Annotated in this window: 18 protein-coding genes, 1 tRNA gene and 1 pseudogene; 3 read left to right on the top strand and 17 right to left on the bottom strand. The window is 54.7% G+C overall.

The genetic code is table 11. The annotated features are described in order from the left end of the window. Positions 1–130 precede the first annotated feature (130 nt). The 16 genes and pseudogenes from ABLV76_RS18765 to proB all read right to left on the bottom strand — a co-directional run bounded on the left by ABLV76_RS18765 (position 131) and on the right by proB (position 11080). Entirely contained in the window at positions 131–697 is a 567-nt protein-coding gene (locus tag ABLV76_RS18765) for a helix-turn-helix domain-containing protein (RefSeq protein WP_223371149.1), read from the bottom strand. Continuing rightward, on the bottom strand, positions 669–1463 hold the full coding sequence (locus ABLV76_RS18760) for a hypothetical protein (RefSeq protein ID WP_032416072.1): 795 nt from the start codon (positions 1461–1463) through the stop codon (positions 669–671). Before ABLV76_RS18760 ends, ABLV76_RS18765 begins: the two co-directional genes overlap by 29 nt. Then, entirely contained in the window at positions 1460–1633 is a 174-nt protein-coding gene (locus ABLV76_RS18755; RefSeq protein ID WP_204361743.1) for a hypothetical protein, read from the bottom strand. The genes ABLV76_RS18760 and ABLV76_RS18755 overlap by 4 nt, the downstream gene beginning before the upstream one ends. A gap of 403 nt (positions 1634–2036) precedes the next feature. Continuing rightward, complete coding sequence (locus tag ABLV76_RS18750) at positions 2037–3800, bottom strand: primase-like DNA-binding domain-containing protein (RefSeq protein WP_004191845.1); 1764 nt, start codon at positions 3798–3800, stop codon at positions 2037–2039. After that, complete coding sequence (locus ABLV76_RS18745; protein WP_032416075.1) at positions 3797–4111, bottom strand: DUF4222 domain-containing protein; 315 nt, start codon at positions 4109–4111, stop codon at positions 3797–3799. Before ABLV76_RS18745 ends, ABLV76_RS18750 begins: the two co-directional genes overlap by 4 nt. Positions 4112–4121: 10 nt before the next feature. After that, entirely contained in the window at positions 4122–4325 is a 204-nt protein-coding gene (locus ABLV76_RS18740; protein WP_020802561.1) for a hypothetical protein, read from the bottom strand. Beyond that, entirely contained in the window at positions 4322–4537 is a 216-nt protein-coding gene (locus tag ABLV76_RS18735) for a hypothetical protein (protein ID WP_017880047.1), read from the bottom strand. Before ABLV76_RS18735 ends, ABLV76_RS18740 begins: the two co-directional genes overlap by 4 nt. Continuing rightward, positions 4534–5409 (bottom strand): tyrosine-type recombinase/integrase, encoded by an 876-nt coding sequence (locus ABLV76_RS18730; RefSeq protein ID WP_021312336.1) that lies wholly within the window; start codon positions 5407–5409, stop codon positions 4534–4536. The genes ABLV76_RS18735 and ABLV76_RS18730 overlap by 4 nt, the downstream gene beginning before the upstream one ends. Beyond that, the gene (locus ABLV76_RS18725; protein ID WP_020802552.1) at positions 5402–5647 is read right to left on the bottom strand and encodes a host cell division inhibitor Icd-like protein; all 246 of its coding nucleotides are present in this window, start codon (positions 5645–5647) and stop codon (positions 5402–5404) included. The genes ABLV76_RS18730 and ABLV76_RS18725 overlap by 8 nt, the downstream gene beginning before the upstream one ends. A 47-nt stretch (positions 5648–5694) precedes the next feature. After that, positions 5695–5883: pseudogene (locus ABLV76_RS18720) on the bottom strand (ash family protein); the annotation flags it as partial. A gap of 235 nt (positions 5884–6118) precedes the next feature. Further along, positions 6119–6316, bottom strand: coding sequence for an AlpA family transcriptional regulator (locus tag ABLV76_RS18715; RefSeq protein WP_045339018.1), 198 nt, complete (start codon positions 6314–6316; stop codon positions 6119–6121). Positions 6317–6483: 167 nt separating this feature from the next. Beyond that, positions 6484–7074 (bottom strand): hypothetical protein, encoded by a 591-nt coding sequence (locus tag ABLV76_RS18710; RefSeq protein ID WP_020802548.1) that lies wholly within the window; start codon positions 7072–7074, stop codon positions 6484–6486. Positions 7075–7142: 68 nt separating this feature from the next. Next, positions 7143–8357 (bottom strand): integrase arm-type DNA-binding domain-containing protein, encoded by a 1215-nt coding sequence (locus ABLV76_RS18705; protein ID WP_032416079.1) that lies wholly within the window; start codon positions 8355–8357, stop codon positions 7143–7145. A 166-nt stretch (positions 8358–8523) separates the two neighbouring features. Further along, a tRNA-Thr gene (locus tag ABLV76_RS18700) sits at positions 8524–8599 on the bottom strand. Between the two features lie 113 nt (positions 8600–8712). After that, on the bottom strand, positions 8713–9966 hold the full coding sequence (gene proA, locus ABLV76_RS18695; protein WP_004147253.1) for a glutamate-5-semialdehyde dehydrogenase: 1254 nt from the start codon (positions 9964–9966) through the stop codon (positions 8713–8715). A gap of 10 nt (positions 9967–9976) precedes the next feature. Continuing rightward, positions 9977–11080 (bottom strand): glutamate 5-kinase, encoded by a 1104-nt coding sequence (proB, locus tag ABLV76_RS18690; protein ID WP_048294226.1) that lies wholly within the window; start codon positions 11078–11080, stop codon positions 9977–9979. Between the two features lie 289 nt (positions 11081–11369). Here proB and phoE point away from each other — a divergent pair, with 289 nt between their 5' ends. Next, entirely contained in the window at positions 11370–12422 is a 1053-nt protein-coding gene (phoE, locus tag ABLV76_RS18685) for a phosphoporin PhoE (protein ID WP_004204700.1), read from the top strand. Positions 12423–12467: 45 nt separating this feature from the next. Here phoE and ABLV76_RS18680 read toward each other — a convergent pair whose 3' ends face one another. Next, positions 12468–13034: an NlpC/P60 family protein gene (locus ABLV76_RS18680; RefSeq protein ID WP_032426068.1), complete on the bottom strand. Its 567-nt coding sequence runs from the start codon at positions 13032–13034 to the stop codon at positions 12468–12470. A 412-nt stretch (positions 13035–13446) separates the two neighbouring features. Here ABLV76_RS18680 and ABLV76_RS18675 point away from each other — a divergent pair, with 412 nt between their 5' ends. Together ABLV76_RS18675 and ABLV76_RS18670 are read left to right on the top strand one after the other, a co-directional pair. Then, positions 13447–14316, top strand: a complete 870-nt coding sequence (locus ABLV76_RS18675) for a DMT family transporter (RefSeq protein WP_094309506.1) — start codon at positions 13447–13449, stop codon at positions 14314–14316. Between the two features lie 95 nt (positions 14317–14411). Then, positions 14412–15077 carry an HAD family hydrolase gene (locus ABLV76_RS18670; protein ID WP_094309507.1) on the top strand — a complete coding sequence of 222 codons (666 nt, stop codon included), beginning with the start codon at positions 14412–14414 and terminating at the stop codon, positions 15075–15077. Positions 15078–15094: the final 17 nt, after the last annotated feature.

The raw sequence follows: 15094 nt of genomic DNA, 5'->3' as shown, positions 1-15094 counted from the left end.
AACAAAGCTCAACGCCAGCCCTTTACACTTCTGCTCTAGCTGCTGTTCGCAGGCGTCAGGATCCGTTAGGTTGGGTTGACACTTTTCCCAGTTTCTCGCGAAAAAGTGTCAAGTTTGAGGGCTGGGGGGTTTACAGTTTTTCGCCGTCCAGCAGGCAGAGTGACATTAAACCAGTTTTGTTCCAGTCATCCAGCGTATCGGGGTGCATTGTGGCAACGTAAGCCAGCTCAGAACGAAGAAACCGTAAAGCGCCTGCTGCACGGTCTTTGCCATAGAAGCTGTGGGTTTCTTCATCCGGCCGGAAGAGAATCAGCAATTGTTCATCGGACTCGTGCTGAACATCAAAACCCAGCTCAGCGGCTGCTGCCTCTATTCGCTGGCCAGCATTAATATCAGCCGGCAGCTCTTTCCCGCCGTCATGCCCCCATACCCACGCGGCGGCCTGCGCCCACGTCATTGCATTGTGATGATCACCAGCACCAGCACCAGCACCAGCAGAATTTTGCTTCGCCTGTGTTGCTTCAACATCCACTTTATCGCCTGATAGCACAATCTCACCACGTGCTATCCAGCCGTAAACTGTTTGTCGGCTAACGCCCATATGCCTGGCGTAGGCTGATTTACTTAACAGCATCGTGTGTTTCCCTCCGGGCAGAAAAAAGCCGCCATCAGGCGGCCTGTTTCCCATTTTCATCATCTGCTTTACCCTGTCGGGAATTAATTTTTTCCATACCATCAATGTACTCGGACAGATTCGCCAGCCCGGAGACTCGAGGAGCCACATCGCGAGGGTCGTCATTGCTTCCAAATACCAGATTTGCATACCATGTGCGAACAGCGATGATTTGCTGCAGGTTGCGGTTAATGGCTTTTACCAAGTTAGAAACAGATTTGATAACGGCTCCGTTATCTGTGGCGATACGGGCAAAAGTCAGTCGCTCCAGCTGAGAATCTGTTACGCCTGAGCAAATGGCGTTACCTCGTAGCAGGGCGTCACATAAATCAGTCTGATTCCCGGCATACATTGCTACCATCAGCTTTTCTTTCGCAGCTCCATCCAGCGAGCGAAATACATTCCGTAGCTCACTATCTCGCATAAATCCGACAACATCACCCTCGGCCAACGGAGCAACTGGGGCCAGTTTGGTCTTAAGATAATTGAGAATATTTTCAGCTTGTTCGCTGATCATCGCCGTACTTCTAGTGAAAGCCGTGAGTGTGTCTCTATTTGCCGCATCTCTGGCCCGGCGGTTTTTTGCTGCTTCGTTTAAATCCGGATCATTGCGGATAACCTCTACGGCATCGGCTTCCGCCTCAGCTAACATTGCCACGGCCCGCAGATCACCAAAAATATTCGCCATCCCTTTAAAAAGAATCGCCATCTGCTCATTAGGCGCAACCACTTCAGAAACGTTATCAGTGATAGCAATGCTTCTTTGCCCAATTTTAATTTCGTAACTCACTGGCTTACCTCCATTCTGAATAGCCCAACATCAAATATTTTTCTCGCCACATCATGGATTGATGGTGCGATACCAAACCCGGATTTCTGGCGTTCCTGCTCCTGGATGGCTTTTAATGCCGCAACCTGAGCAGCGCTCAGAAGAACGGGTTTCACGTGTTCCTTTTTCATGCTTCCCCCTTGGTTATCACATGATAAAAAACGCAACAATCACAATAATCATTGCAAGTAATGAAATGATGGTAATGAAATCGAGGGGATGCACAACGTGAAATGAATGGATGCGTTTTAAAGAATTTGCCCTCAAGGTATACATGGTGTTCATAAAGGCTATAAATTGCTTATAAAACATAATATTAACCTATGAACACCAGCCTACATTTTGGGATTTCAGGTCTACACGGTATACATCATTCTGTTTAATAAACGATCAGATGGTTAATGAGAGAATGAACACCATGTACACCCTGTGTATACCTGAAAACAAGGTATACATGGTTTATTTCACTGATTTATATATAAATTATTCTCTCGATGTATACCATGTATACCTTTCTCCATATTTATCTGAACTTCATTCTTTATGACCGGCTACAGGATGCGTCTGAGGTAACCAGTCTTCCGCACTCTCTGAAAGTTCAACGTTGGTCACCATGCCACGGGCTCTCCGTTCCTTACGGTACTCGTGATTAAACTCCCTCATCGCGCTTTCCATCCCCTCTGCGAATTTATTCAGCGTCAGCGGCTTGTCGAAACCGTTGGCCTCCAGGAATGCCAGGTAAGCGTGATAGAGATAAATTCGCGGATAGTGAGGCGGATTGCGGTTTCCTACCATCATTCCCGCACAATCAGCCAGCCGCTCAAGATGCGCGCAGAAGGCATAAAGCGGATCCGTTTTCTGCTTCACCTCCAGTGCTTCTTCGCTGTTCCGTTGCTCCAGCAGCAGCGCCCGCGCTTTTTCCGGGTTCGCAAAGTTCGCCAGCAGCCGACGAACCACCACCGGAATTTCAGCGGATATCTTTTCTGCCAGGTCGGGATCTTTATCCTCCTCGCTGACGCGCCGGTTAAACTGGAAAATTACGCGTCGCCGGGAAACGCCGCCGGCACGTTCGGTGAAAATCATCGGCGTGTTGTTCGTGGCCACAACCACCGCCCGCAAAACGGCGGTGTACTGGTGCTCGTGTTTCGGGTCGATCTCCACGGCATCCCCGCCGGTTATCGCTTTTATCCCGGTACCCTCTCCTGAATATTTGGGCTGATCAGGAAGCGTTATCATGCTTTTCCCGACGAACTGCGCCCGCCCGCGCGCGCTGTCGAGCGCCGCCATGTTCCCGCTGGCGGTGTTATGCGCACCGGCCAGCATCGTAGCGATATGGGTAAAGACACTTTTCCCGCTACCGCCCTCACCGGTTATCTCGAGGAACAGCTGCCAGTCGTACCGGTTCGCCAGCACCATAAAGAGCGCTGCAGCGATGCGCTGCATCTTAATTGCGTCTCTATCTGATGCGTAACTTAGCCACTTATGGAAGTTCGGCGCGTGGTCGCGGAGGTTTTCGCCCGGCACCGCCGGCGTGTAGGTCACGCCGTTGTGGTTGGTCAGCCAGTTATCCTGGCTGTGTTCGGAGAAAACGCCGGTTTCCATATCGTAGACACCGTTTGCAAAGGGGATCAGGCTCCGCCGCGGCTCCCCCATCACCGGGATAACGATTTTCAGGGCGTCGATAACGTTGTTGATCGCGCGCTTGCTGAAGTTGGTTTTGTTCTCGTTGTAGATAGCCACCATTTCGCGGCTCAGCTCGAGCATAGACGTTTTCTCCCAAATGCCGGCGCGGTAGACGTACACGCCCTCGCTGTTTTCGTTGATTGCAATGCCGGTGTAACGCGCGGCCAGTATGAGCGCCTTTTCGTTATCAGCCAGGTCGCGGAGGTTTACATCCGTCAGCGGTTTGCCGATCACCATACTTTTGCCGGCTTCCGCATCGGCTTTGAGGCGCGGCAGCTGCGGCGTCCAGTCCTCCAGAAGCTGATAACCTTCAGAGTAGAATTGCGCGCGCTCCACGCCGGCCACCGCCAGCTTTGTCGCGAGAATGGTTATCTGCCGTTCGGTCAGATGCCCGCCGCGGCAAACCCGCGCATAGAGCCGGCCATCATCCACAATGCGGATATTCTCCAGCTCTGCCAGCTGCTTTTTATCCAGCACAACCGGCGGCACCGTATCGCCAATCGGGTTCATTTCCTGCCATGCTTTGGCGAAAGTCCAGGCATCGGCGCCGGCAAAGATGATTGACTCCTCCATGAGATCCGCAGGCTGCTTTTTAAGGTTTGGTGCATTCTTCATTTTCTGTTCCCTCGCTCCCTGATGATTTCCCGCATAACCCGAATTCGTTCGATGCCCTGCACCCGCATAATTCGATCGATATCTCTTCCACCGGTGCCCGGCGCAGAAGAAATAAATTCAAATTCCCGCGCCAGTCTTTCTGGCGTGCAAAAACACGGTGAGCTGTACCCCTCGCGGCAATATGTCACTCTGTCGAATCGGTAACTTTCGATAATTACGATGCTGCCCCGGCTGTCCTTCCATTTATCGCCCGGCCTGATTTCAGGGTGAGCGCGGCCACCAGCAGCTAAGCCGGAAATTTTAATCGTCATATTTTTTACCTCACGCCGCTGGCGGGATTACCTGATAACCAATCTTCTTCAGAAAGCGCGCGGCACTCTCCACCGTGAAAAGGATCTCGTCGTCCATAAGGGGGCGCATCGACTGCAACCCATTCGACGTGTCCACCAGATAGCGGCCGCCGGCCGGAAAACTGAATACAGTTTTGCCATCGCTACAGCGCACCAGATTATAAATAGCGGTCATGGTCTGACCTCCCTGACTTTCACCAAATATTCCGATGCCTGACTGACCAGGCTGTGAACCGCCGCGACACGAAAGCTTTCCATTTCATCATCCGGCGCCAGGGTGTTTATCCACATATCGAGAACGGCAAGCGCCTGACGGCTGTATTCAAGCGCCTGGCCTGCGCTGGTCGTCAGCATGGCAATGGATTCGTTTTGAGTTGGCTTTGTCATGCATTCACCTCCATAGCGAGGCGTGTCTGGATAGCCGCGGCCTTGCTCCCCAGCTGGAGATAAGTCCGGGTGATTGCCGGGTTACTGTGTCCGAGCATTTCAGAGGCGACCAGCAAGCCCTGTTCGCCGCCGGCGGACATGAGATTAAAGGCGGCAATTTTGCGGCTGGAATAGGCGCTCAGGCGCAGACGCGTGTTTACTACGCGGGTAAACCACACCATGACGTTGTGCAGTTTCTTCCAGATCGTCTGACGGCTAACGCTACCTTCCAGAGACTGGCAACGGTTACTTTCAATCTGGCTGCGGGAAAATACCAGGTCGTCACCGATAAGATTGCGCTCCATGCGTTCCCGCAGTCGTTTGATGATGCCCGGCGGCAGCTGTTTGGTGTCGTGCTTCACTTCAGCCTTTGCCACCAGCTCAAACACAATCGCCTGTTCTTCTTCCGTCATGCCGGCGGCCAGCTCGTCGCAGCTCACGCTATCCCAGTGCATGTACCCAATGTGATCGCCAGCAAGCCGGGCAGCGTCCTTGCGCTGCTGGCGAACAATCTCGATCCCCTTCCGGGTCGCTCTGGCTTCCGCTGCTTTGGTCTGCTTCGCCACGATGATTGTTGCAATGCCGGTTTCCCAGTTGATGCAGGAGTAACGGAAGTTGCACACGTCGCTGGTACGCCAGCCGGTTACGGTCGCAATATCCCACCAGAGTAAAACCCACTCCGGCTGGGTCTGCTGGATGCGTTCGCGCAGTTTGCGCTGCTCTTCCCGTTCGTAAACGGGGGTCATGGTGCGGGTGCCTTTCGTGGTAGTGGCTTTTACCACGTTGCCGCGCAGCTCGCGGGCTTTAGCTGTCAGGGTCTGGAGGTTAAACATGGCTACCTCCCAGTTTCGCAACATCCAGTTCAAACGCGCCGCTACTGTATTGATAAAGCGAACATTCAGAGCGAATTTTGGCGGCAAAGATAAGATCCCAGCGGGAATAAAACTCGCGGGCTTCTTGCTCACTGTCGGCAACGATGCGGATAACAACGGGAGTACAGGTCCGGCCTTTCGGCGTACCGAGGAAAAGCCAGGTGAATTTGGGCAGTTTTTGGGTTGGGGTAGTAGCCATGTGGCAGCCTCCATACAGTGGTCTAGATAACCACCACCGGAAACGCCAATTTCACTGGTGGTGGACTGAGCAGGGTTGGCGTAACCGGACTGTATGGACTCCGGCGCGGATTTCTCCGCCCCCACCCAGCCCACCATAATTTTGCTAGCAGAGCGGTTTTGAACCACAACGCGTGAAAATAGGTGAGACGGATCAACGGCACAAAAAAAGACGCTTGGCGCGTCATGTGTCGCCATACAGTCATTCAGGACGCCAATCCTGACACCAGATTTTGCTGGTGCTTTTAAAGCATACCCTTCAGTTGAATAACAAGGCAAGGAGTTTTTAGGGTGAGCGAAGCCCTGCCCCAGACGGGCATAATTGTTCTTCATGGCATTAACCTTTTTGAATTTTTTAGTGAGCTGTCGCGACGAACTTATTCTGCGAGATCTGAAGTGCAAACTCTCGCAAATTATCTCAGCTCACGGAATCTCAGTTCGTTTGGCTGCGTGACGATTCAATGCGCTCACTAATCCATTCATCAATTTCGCTTTCAATGAAAGCAATTGCTCGAGAACCAATTTTTATGGATGAGGGGAAACGTTGCTCAGCCATGAGTCGATAGATCCAAGCCTTGCTATAGCCGGTTCTACGCTGAACTTCAGGTAAGCGGATAAGGGATTGGGACATATATACCTCTCGAAGTCTAATGTGGTCTACGAGGTATATTTCAGCAAAAACAAGAGGGTAGTTGTGGAAGTCACAGTAAATCAGTTGGAAGCAGCTCTTCCACGGAAACAGAAGTACGGCCAGAAGTTTTAGAACCTGTAGATCGTCTTTTTGGAAATCCTTACGGGCTATTTGGAAGCGTACGTGTTCAGAGCTTCATCAATTAGCATAGTCAATGCCTTATCAGTCACATCGATGCCATCGCCATGCTCCAATATGATTCTTGAGGCACTTCTGGCAACTTCGGATTTGTTCAATTTCTTACCGCGAACATATTTTCCACCCGCTTTTTCAAGCGCAATCGCCATACCAGCGATCAATTTCAAAGCAGTGTCTTTGCCAGCGAACTCGCCCCATACCCCAGGAACATGTTCATTAGCATGAGCTGCATTTTCTTCCTCACAGCCATACCATACATCTTCAGCAGATAGCTCTTTGATTGCCCAGGACCAAATATCTTCAGCGTAAAACTCAGCGTTGACAAAATTACCGCCGATATCAGTCCAAACAGTTTTCGGGCTTAGCTCTTTGTTAAGAGCCGCTTGAATGATACGAAAATAGCTACAAGCCATGTTGTATCTTTCGGGGTCATAACTTTTATCAAATTCTCTTAAGCATGCAAAACGATACACACCGGCCATAGCCATTGCAGCCTGTTCAGCAGTGACCACACGTTGTCGGCGAAGATGATGGGGCATGTTGAGGATGTTTTCTCGCATAAAAGCTTCCTGCTAACGATAGTCTACAGAAGTCTACTACTGTCAATTAGCACTGTCTATACATACAGTTAAGCGCTTTTCCCAAACGTTCCGTGCACTACATTTTCGCCGTTTTCCAACGCCTCCATATAGTCGGCATACCACTGGAGCATTTCGCGGCGGCCATCCAGATACTGGGCGTGGTTGTACGTTCCTCGTATAGAGTTTTTGTCGACGTGTGCCAGTTGCGTTTCAATCCACGCGGTGTTGTAGCCCTGTTCGTGCAGGATGGTACTCATGGTGTGCCGGAAACCGTGCCCGGTGACTTTTCCGTTATAGCCAATCCGCTTGAAGACTTGGTTTATGCTGGCTTCACTCATTGTTTTCCGCGGATCGTTACGGCCTGGGAACACAAGCGGGTAATTGCCTGTTAGCTCTTGGATCTGACCAATAAGCGTAAGAGCTTGCCTGGACAACGGCACCACATGAGGGCGACGCATTTTCATGCGTGAGGCGGGTATTTCCCAGACCGCCTTACTGATATTGATTTCATCCCAAAATGCCCCACGGAGTTCGCCGGGACGCAATCCGGTGATAATCAGCAGACGAGCAGCCAAAACTACTAACTCGCTTCCTGAATATCCTGACAACGCATTGAAGAAATCAGGCAATTCTTTAGGTGTGAGGAAAGGAAAATGATTGGACTCGTGCCCTTGCATCGCGCTGGTGAGATCCGGGGCGGGGTTATACTCAGCTCGACCGGTGACTATTGCGTAACGGAAAACTTCCCCACAGCGCTGCCTAACTTTTCTTGCCTTTTCGGTAGCGCCGCGCCCCTCAATGCGCCGCAGCACATTCAACAGTTCAAGCGGTTTGATTTCGGCTATTGGTTTTTTGCCAATGTATGGGAACACATCTTTATTGAAGGCTTCGAGGATGTCTGAAGCATAACCAGCAGACCATTTTTTTAGTTTGCTGCTGTGCCATTCAAGGGCAATATCTTTGAAGTTGTTGTTTAGCTGAATTTCACGGGCAATCTTCTCCTCCCGTTTCGCTTCCATAGGATCGATACCCCCAGCGATACCCCTTTTCGCTTCTTCACGTTTTGCCCGAGCATCGGCCAATGTGACTTCAGGATAGACACCCAGAGCTAACAGCTTCTCTTTGCCGGCTACACGATATTTGAGCCGCCAGTATTTGCCGCCATTAGGTTTGATAAGGAGATACAGACCGCCACCATCAGCCAGCTTGTAAGGCTTATCTTTAGGTTTAGCGGCCTCCACCTGCCGGGCGTTAAGTTTCACTTGGGGGTACCTCCTTTAGACCGAACAGCATATACCCCCATAAGTACCCCCAAACGACCGTAGATTTCAGGGAACTGTAGTAGACGTAGAAATACCAAAAGGGGCTGTAAAGCGCAGATTATAAGGGGTTTCAGTGAACTTTAGTAGACTTGGGGAGACGTTAGAATGGTGCCGATAATAGGAGTCGAACCTACGACCTTCGCATTACGAATGCGCTGCTCTACCAACTGAGCTATATCGGCCCTGCAAGAGGTGTTCACGAGCGTGAATCACGAGGCAAAAGGTTAGAACTTAGCGGGCGATGCGTCAATAGTCAGTGGAATCAACTGCCTATTTTTGCATCGCCCGTTCTCATTTACGCACGAATGGTATCGTCGCCGAAACCAATCCACTTATAGGTGGTTAACGCTTCCAGCCCCATCGGGCCGCGGGCGTGCAGCTTCTGGGTGCTGACCGCCACTTCCGCGCCGAGGCCGAACTGGCCGCCGTCGGTGAAGCGCGTGGAGGCGTTCACATAGACCGCGGAAGAGTCCACTTCATTGATAAAGCGGTTGGCGTTACGCAGGGTGCGGGTCAGGATGGCGTCGGAGTGCTGGGTGCCATGTTCGCGGATATGGGCGATAGCCTCATCCATATCAGCCACCACTTTGACGTTCAGATCCAGCGACAGATATTCGTCGTCATACTGCTCCGCTTTCACCGGCTCGACCTTCGCAGGGCCGTTTTGCAGCGCGGGGAGGGCGGAAGGGGCGGCGTGCAGGGTGACGCCGCTTTCGGCCATCTGCTTGCTTAACGCCGGCAGGAAGGTGTCGGCGATGTTGCGGTGCACCAGCAGCGTTTCCACGGTATTGCAGGTGCTCGGCCGCTGGGTCTTGGCGTTGACGATGATCTTCAGCGCGGGGGCGATCTCGGCGGTTTCATCAACGAAGATATGGCATACGCCAATCCCGCCGGTGATCACCGGGATCGTGGATTGCTCGCGGCACAGCTTGTGCAGGCCCGCGCCGCCGCGGGGGATCAGCATATCGATGTATTTATCCATCTTCAGCATTTCGCCCACCAGCGCGCGATCCGGGCTCTCGATAGCCTGTACCGCGGCGGCCGGCAGACCGCACTCCTGCAGCGCCTGCTGGATCACCTTCACCGTGGCGGCGTTGGTGCGCCAGGTCTCTTTTCCGCCGCGCAGGATCGCCGCGTTGCCGGTTTTCAGACACAGGGAGGCGACGTCGACCGTCACGTTAGGACGCGCTTCATAAATCACGCCAATCACCCCCAGCGGGACGCGGCGACGTTCAATACGCAGACCGCTGTCCAGCAGCCCGCCGTCGATCACCTGGCCGACCGGGTCGGCCAGATTGCACACCTGGCGCACATCGCTGGCGATACCGCTCAGACGCGCCGGGGTCAGCGCAAGGCGATCAAGCATCGCTTCGCTCAGACCATTGGCGCGAGCTTCGGCTAAATCTTCCGCGTTAGCGCGCAGAATATCGTCGGTCTGCGCTTCCAGATAATCGGCGATCTTTTCCAGCACCTGGTTCTTTTCCCGGCTGGAGAGTAACGCCAGCTGCCAGGAGGCCGCTTTGGCGGCAATGCCCATTTGTTCCAGCATTTTCAGCTCCTTAACGGATGATCATATCATCGCGGTGGACGGCCACCGGGCCGTATTCGTAGCCCAGAATGGCATCGATTTGCTGCGAGTGCTGGCCGGCGATAAGGCGCAGCGCATCGCTGTTGTAGCGGCTGACGCCGTGAGCGATGTCGCGTCCTTCGCTATTGCGGATGCGGATCACTTCGCCGCGGGAGAAGTTGCCGCTGACGATTTTGATGCCTTTTGGCAACAGCGAGCTGCCTCGTTCGAGGATCGCCTGGGTCGCGCCCGCATCGACGGTCAGTTCACCGGCCGGCGGCGCGCCGAAGATCCAGCGCTTACGGCTCTCCAGCGGAGACTCCTGCGCGTGGAAGCAGGTGCCTACCGGCAGGCCTTCCATCGCGTGGCCGATGACGTCCGGGCGGTTGCCGGCGGCGATAATGGTATCAATCCCCGCGCGGCAGGCGACGTCCGCGGCCTGCAGCTTGGTGCCCATGCCGCCGGTGCCGAGTCCGGAGACGCTGTCGCCGGCGATGGCGCGCAGCGCGTCATCGATGCCGTAGACGTCTTTAATCAGCTCCGCCTGCGGGTTGCTACGCGGGTCGGCGGTGAACAGGCCTGGCTGGTCGGTTAACAGCAGCAGCTTATCTGCCCCGGCGAGGATCGCGGCCAGCGCGGAGAGATTGTCGTTATCGCCCACTTTGATTTCCGCGGTGGCGACGGCGTCGTTTTCGTTAATGACCGGGACGATGCTGTTATCCAGCAGCGCGCGCAGAGTGTCGCGGGCGTTGAGGAACCGTTCTCTGTCTTCCATGTCGGCGCGGGTCAGCAGCATCTGGCCAACGTGAATGCCATAGATAGAAAACAGCTGTTCCCACAGCTGGATAAGACGGCTTTGTCCCACCGCCGCCAGCAGCTGCTTGGAGGCGATGGTGGCGGGCAGTTCCGGGTAACCAAGGTGCTCGCGCCCGGCGGCAATGGCCCCGGAGGTCACGATGACAATACGGTGTCCCATGGCGTGCAGCTGTGCGCACTGGCGCACGAGCTCGACGATATGGGCGCGGTTCAGGCGACGGGACCCGCCTGTTAAAACACTGGTGCCCAGTTTTACCACCAGCGTCTGGCTTTCACTCATGATTCTCTGCCGTTCAAAAGGAATATCGATATCGAGCTGATGTTGTAGCAGGAGTCGGCCCGCTTGCCAACACCCGGGGCGGCGGGCGCGCCATTTTATTGCGCGGGATCGGGCATTCTGGAGAGGGAATGTGACAAAAATATGTCAGATACATTTAAATACCCTTTTTTATAAAAAGTTCCATCTTGTCATAAATATTTAATATCCCGGCGTTAAAAAACCTCCAGTTTTTGATGGGCGAGCGCCCGCAATTGAATAGCGCGTATAAATAAATCACCAGGACTGAATAATGAAAAAGAGTACTCTGGCATTAATGATGATGGGCTTTGTGGCTTCAACAGCGACGCAGGCAGCGGAAGTTTATAATAAGAACGCGAACAAGCTGGATGTGTACGGCAAGATCAAAGCCATGCACTACTTCAGCGATTATGACAGCAAAGATGGCGATCAGACTTACGTGCGTTTCGGTATTAAAGGCGAAACGCAGATTAACGAAGACCTGACCGGCTATGGCCGTTGGGAATCTGAATTCTCGGGTAACAAAACCGAGAGCGACTCCAGCCAGAAGACTCGTCTGGCGTTCGCTGGGGTGAAGCTGAAGAACTACGGTTCTTTCGACTACGGCCGTAACCTTGGCGCCCTGTACGACGTGGAAGCCTGGACCGATATGTTCCCGGAATTCGGCGGCGATTCCTCTGCCCAGACCGATAACTTTATGACCAAGCGCGCCAGCGGCCTGGCGACCTACCGCAACACCGACTTCTTCGGTCTGGTGGATGGCCTGGATCTGACCCTGCAGTACCAGGGTAAAAACGAAGGCCGTGAAGCGAAGAAACAGAACGGCGACGGCGTCGGCACCTCGTTAAGCTATGACTTCGGCGGCAGCGACTTCGCCGTCAGCGCAGCCTACACCAGCTCCGACCGTACCAACGATCAGAACCTGCTGGCCCGCGGCCAGGGTTCGAAAGCGGAAGCCTGGGCGACCGGCCTGAAATATGACGCCAACAATATCTACCTGGCGACCATGTACTCTGAAACCCGCAAAATGACCCCGATCAGCGGCGGCTTTGCCAACAAAGCGCAGAACTTTGAAGCGGTGGCCCAGTATCAGTTCGACTTCGGTCTGCGTCCGTCCCTCGGCTATGTGCTGTCGAAAGGGAAGGATATCGAAGGGGTGGGGAGCGAAGATCTGGTTAACTACATTGACGTGGGCCTGACCTACTACTTCAACAAAAACATGAACGCCTTCGTGGATTACAAAATCAACCAGCTGAAAAGCGATAACAAACTCGGCATCAACGATGACGACATCGTCGCGCTGGGCATGACCTACCAGTTCTGATCAACTTCAGAACCACCCGCCGCAGCCCAGGCTGCGGCTTTTTTTTTAGCGGCGATTCTTCGCCAGATGCAGGGTGTCGCTGTTCATGGTGATCTGCGCGTTATACTCCTTCGGCAGACGGCGCGCCTGATAGAACGCCGACTCCCAGTAAGGGTTGTCCAGCGAAGAGCGCATCACGCCCTGGCTGCTCGAGGCGTGAAGGAAATTATGATCGGTATCGTAAAAGCCGACGTGCATCCCGGCCCGGGTGCGGAAGAAGACCAGATCGCCGGGGCGTAAATCACGCTTATCGACCCGCACGCCCATGTGCAGCAGCTCGCGGGTGGTGATCCGCTCCATCGGCAGGTTAAAGCGATCCTTCAGCGTGCGCCAGACGAAACCCGAGCAGTCGACGCCGCTTTGTTCAGTACCGCCCCATTCATAGGGGGTTCCCTGCCAGGTGTGCATCTGGTCATGCAGAGCCGCCACCACCGGGATCAGATCGTCCGATCCACCGTCAATGGTCATATCCGCATGAGATTTTGTATGTTTTGCCTGTTTCGGTGAGGAGGAGCATCCTGCCAACAGCAAAAAAGGAATTAACAAGAGAGCATGCTTCAGTTTTGGCTTCATATCGTTATTTTCGAAGTAGCAAGCAGACTGCTTTGTTTTATAGCCGATTAAAAAGAACGGCTGAATAAGCCGAGGCCGCCTTTACGTTTATTTACGATTTAAAATAAACAGCCTTGGGGTGGATCAGCCATAAAGGGCAGTTGTCACTCCGCAACGGTCTGTGCCAGGATTCTGTCATCAACATCTCACGAGGCATTCCATGACGCATTACGCCATCTCTGGTGAGACTTTGCCCGGCGCCGCTTTCGACGCGGGGTGGATGACGTCTGCGCCTCATCATCGCTTCGCCACGCTCTGCCCACCGCCTCCCCCTCCAGACCGGGTTGTTTTCGGCGCTTAGCGCCGTCTTTAGCAGGCGCTTACCTGCCGGTATGACGCTTGATACCTTGTGTTTGACGTTCTGGAGCATGCTATGCACGTTCGCTATTCTCTGCTCGCCTCGCAGGCGACAACGGCCATTTTTGTGCTGCTGTGGGGCAGTGCGGCCATTTTCACCCGCTGGGGACTGGACAACGCCTCGCCGATGGCGCTGCTGGTCTTTCGTTTTCTGATTGCCCTGGTCGCGCTGGCGCCGCTGACCATCGTCCGTCGGCGCTGGCTGCCCGCGCCGGGCACCCGCCTGCAGACCGCGGCCACCGGCCTGATGCTGATTGGCGGCTATTCGGTCTGTTACTTCGAGGCGATGGCCAACGGCGTGACGCCGGGACTTATCGCCACCATCATGGGGATCCAGCCCATCCTCACGCTTTGCGTGGTGGAGCACCGCCTGCAGGGGCGGCGGCTGCTGGGGCTGCTGCTTGCCCTGGCGGGGCTGGTGCTGCTGGTATGGCGCAGCCTGGCGGCGTCGCCCATGGCGATGGCGGGGATCCTGTTTGCGCTGGCGGCTTTGCTGCTGATGACTTTTGGCGCGCTGTGGCAAAAGCGCAGCCGTCAGTCGCCGGCGGATGTCCTGCCGCTGCAGTATGCCGTGAGTCTGGGGCTGTGCCTGTTGATCGCCCCGGTCAGCGGCTTCCGGTTTACCGTTAACGTCGGGTTGATTATTCCGGTGCTGTTTCTCGGGCTGCTGATTTCGGTGGTCGCCCAGCTGCTGCTGTATCGTCTGCTGAGCGCGGGAAATATCGTCAATGTCACCAGCCTCTTTTATCTGGTGCCGGCGATCACGGCGCTGCTGGATTATCTGCTGCTGGGCAACCGGCTGCCGGCGGCGGCGATGGTCGGTATGGTGGCGATCGTCGGCGGGATCGTATTGGTGTTCCGCACCGGCAAGGTCCGCGCCGGCTGACGACGAGCCGGGCGCTGCGGCGTCCGGTTCATTTTCCTGTCATCTTTTTTACGCATGCTCCCGGCAGCTTATTTTGACCAGTAAGGGAAAGTACCATGGGCAACACGCTGACGATTTTTGATCTCGATAACACTCTGATACAGGGCGATAGCAGTACGGTCTGGAGCCAGTTTATGGTTCGCGAAGGGCTGGCGACGCAGAAGGGGTATCTTGCCCGCGAGGCGCAGCTGATGGCGGATTATGACCGGGGAGAGATGAATATCGCCGATTATGTGGCCCTGATCCAGGCGCCGCTTGCCGGAATACCGAAATCGGACGTTGATGCGCTGGTGGCCCGCTGCGTGCGCGAGGCGATCCTGCCCCGGGTCTATCCGCAGGCGTGGGAGCTCATTCGTCGTCTGCGGGCCGAGGGGGAGCAGATGCTGATTATCTCCGCCTCGGTTAGCCTGCTGGTGCAGGCGGTGGCCGCCGCGCTGGAGATCGATCAGGCGCTGGGCATTGACGTGGCGATGGTCGACGGCGGCTACAGCGGGGTCATTGCCGGGATCCCCAGCTATCAGCAGGGAAAGGTGGCGCGTCTGGCGCAGTGGCGCGAGGCGCATCCGCAGTATAACGGCGAGGTGACGTTCTATACCGATTCCATTAACGATCTGCCGCTGTGCCTGCATGCGGATCGCGTGCGGCTGGTCAATCCCTGTCCGCAGCTGCAGGCGGCCGGTGCCGGATACGGCTGGCCGGTGCTGAGCTGGCGGCTGGAATAGCGGAGCGGATAAATATT

The sequence above is a fragment of the Klebsiella sp. GB_Kp047 genome, assembly GCF_040065235.1.
Lineage (GTDB): Bacteria > Pseudomonadota > Gammaproteobacteria > Enterobacterales > Enterobacteriaceae > Klebsiella > Klebsiella quasipneumoniae.
The sequence above is the reverse complement of the archived record's forward strand: the minus strand, read 5'-3'. Positions and strand labels throughout refer to the sequence as shown.

Bases quoted from the DNA above. Each gene is read 5' to 3' on its own strand.
- ABLV76_RS18745 (WP_032416075.1), bottom strand. From the start codon at position 4,111: ATGACGATTAAAATTTCCGGCTTAGCTGCTGGTGGCCGCGCTCACCCT.
- ABLV76_RS18670 (WP_094309507.1), top strand. From the start codon at position 14,412: ATGGGCAACACGCTGACGATTTTTGATCTCGATAACACTCTGATACAG.
- ABLV76_RS18765 (WP_223371149.1), bottom strand. From the start codon at position 697: ATGATGAAAATGGGAAACAGGCCGCCTGATGGCGGCTTTTTTCTGCCC.
- proA (WP_004147253.1), bottom strand. From the start codon at position 9,966: ATGCTGGAACAAATGGGCATTGCCGCCAAAGCGGCCTCCTGGCAGCTG.
- ABLV76_RS18730 (WP_021312336.1), bottom strand. From the start codon at position 5,409: ATGTTTAACCTCCAGACCCTGACAGCTAAAGCCCGCGAGCTGCGCGGC.
- ABLV76_RS18680 (WP_032426068.1), bottom strand. From the start codon at position 13,034: ATGAAGCCAAAACTGAAGCATGCTCTCTTGTTAATTCCTTTTTTGCTG.
- proB (WP_048294226.1), bottom strand. From the start codon at position 11,080: ATGAGTGAAAGCCAGACGCTGGTGGTAAAACTGGGCACCAGTGTTTTA.
- ABLV76_RS18675 (WP_094309506.1), top strand. From the start codon at position 13,447: ATGCACGTTCGCTATTCTCTGCTCGCCTCGCAGGCGACAACGGCCATT.
- ABLV76_RS18740 (WP_020802561.1), bottom strand. From the start codon at position 4,325: ATGACCGCTATTTATAATCTGGTGCGCTGTAGCGATGGCAAAACTGTA.
- ABLV76_RS18715 (WP_045339018.1), bottom strand. From the start codon at position 6,316: ATGTCCCAATCCCTTATCCGCTTACCTGAAGTTCAGCGTAGAACCGGC.
- ABLV76_RS18755 (WP_204361743.1), bottom strand. From the start codon at position 1,633: ATGAAAAAGGAACACGTGAAACCCGTTCTTCTGAGCGCTGCTCAGGTT.
- phoE (WP_004204700.1), top strand. From the start codon at position 11,370: ATGAAAAAGAGTACTCTGGCATTAATGATGATGGGCTTTGTGGCTTCA.
- ABLV76_RS18725 (WP_020802552.1), bottom strand. From the start codon at position 5,647: ATGGCTACTACCCCAACCCAAAAACTGCCCAAATTCACCTGGCTTTTC.
- ABLV76_RS18750 (WP_004191845.1), bottom strand. From the start codon at position 3,800: ATGAAGAATGCACCAAACCTTAAAAAGCAGCCTGCGGATCTCATGGAG.
- ABLV76_RS18710 (WP_020802548.1), bottom strand. From the start codon at position 7,074: ATGCGAGAAAACATCCTCAACATGCCCCATCATCTTCGCCGACAACGT.
- ABLV76_RS18735 (WP_017880047.1), bottom strand. From the start codon at position 4,537: ATGACAAAGCCAACTCAAAACGAATCCATTGCCATGCTGACGACCAGC.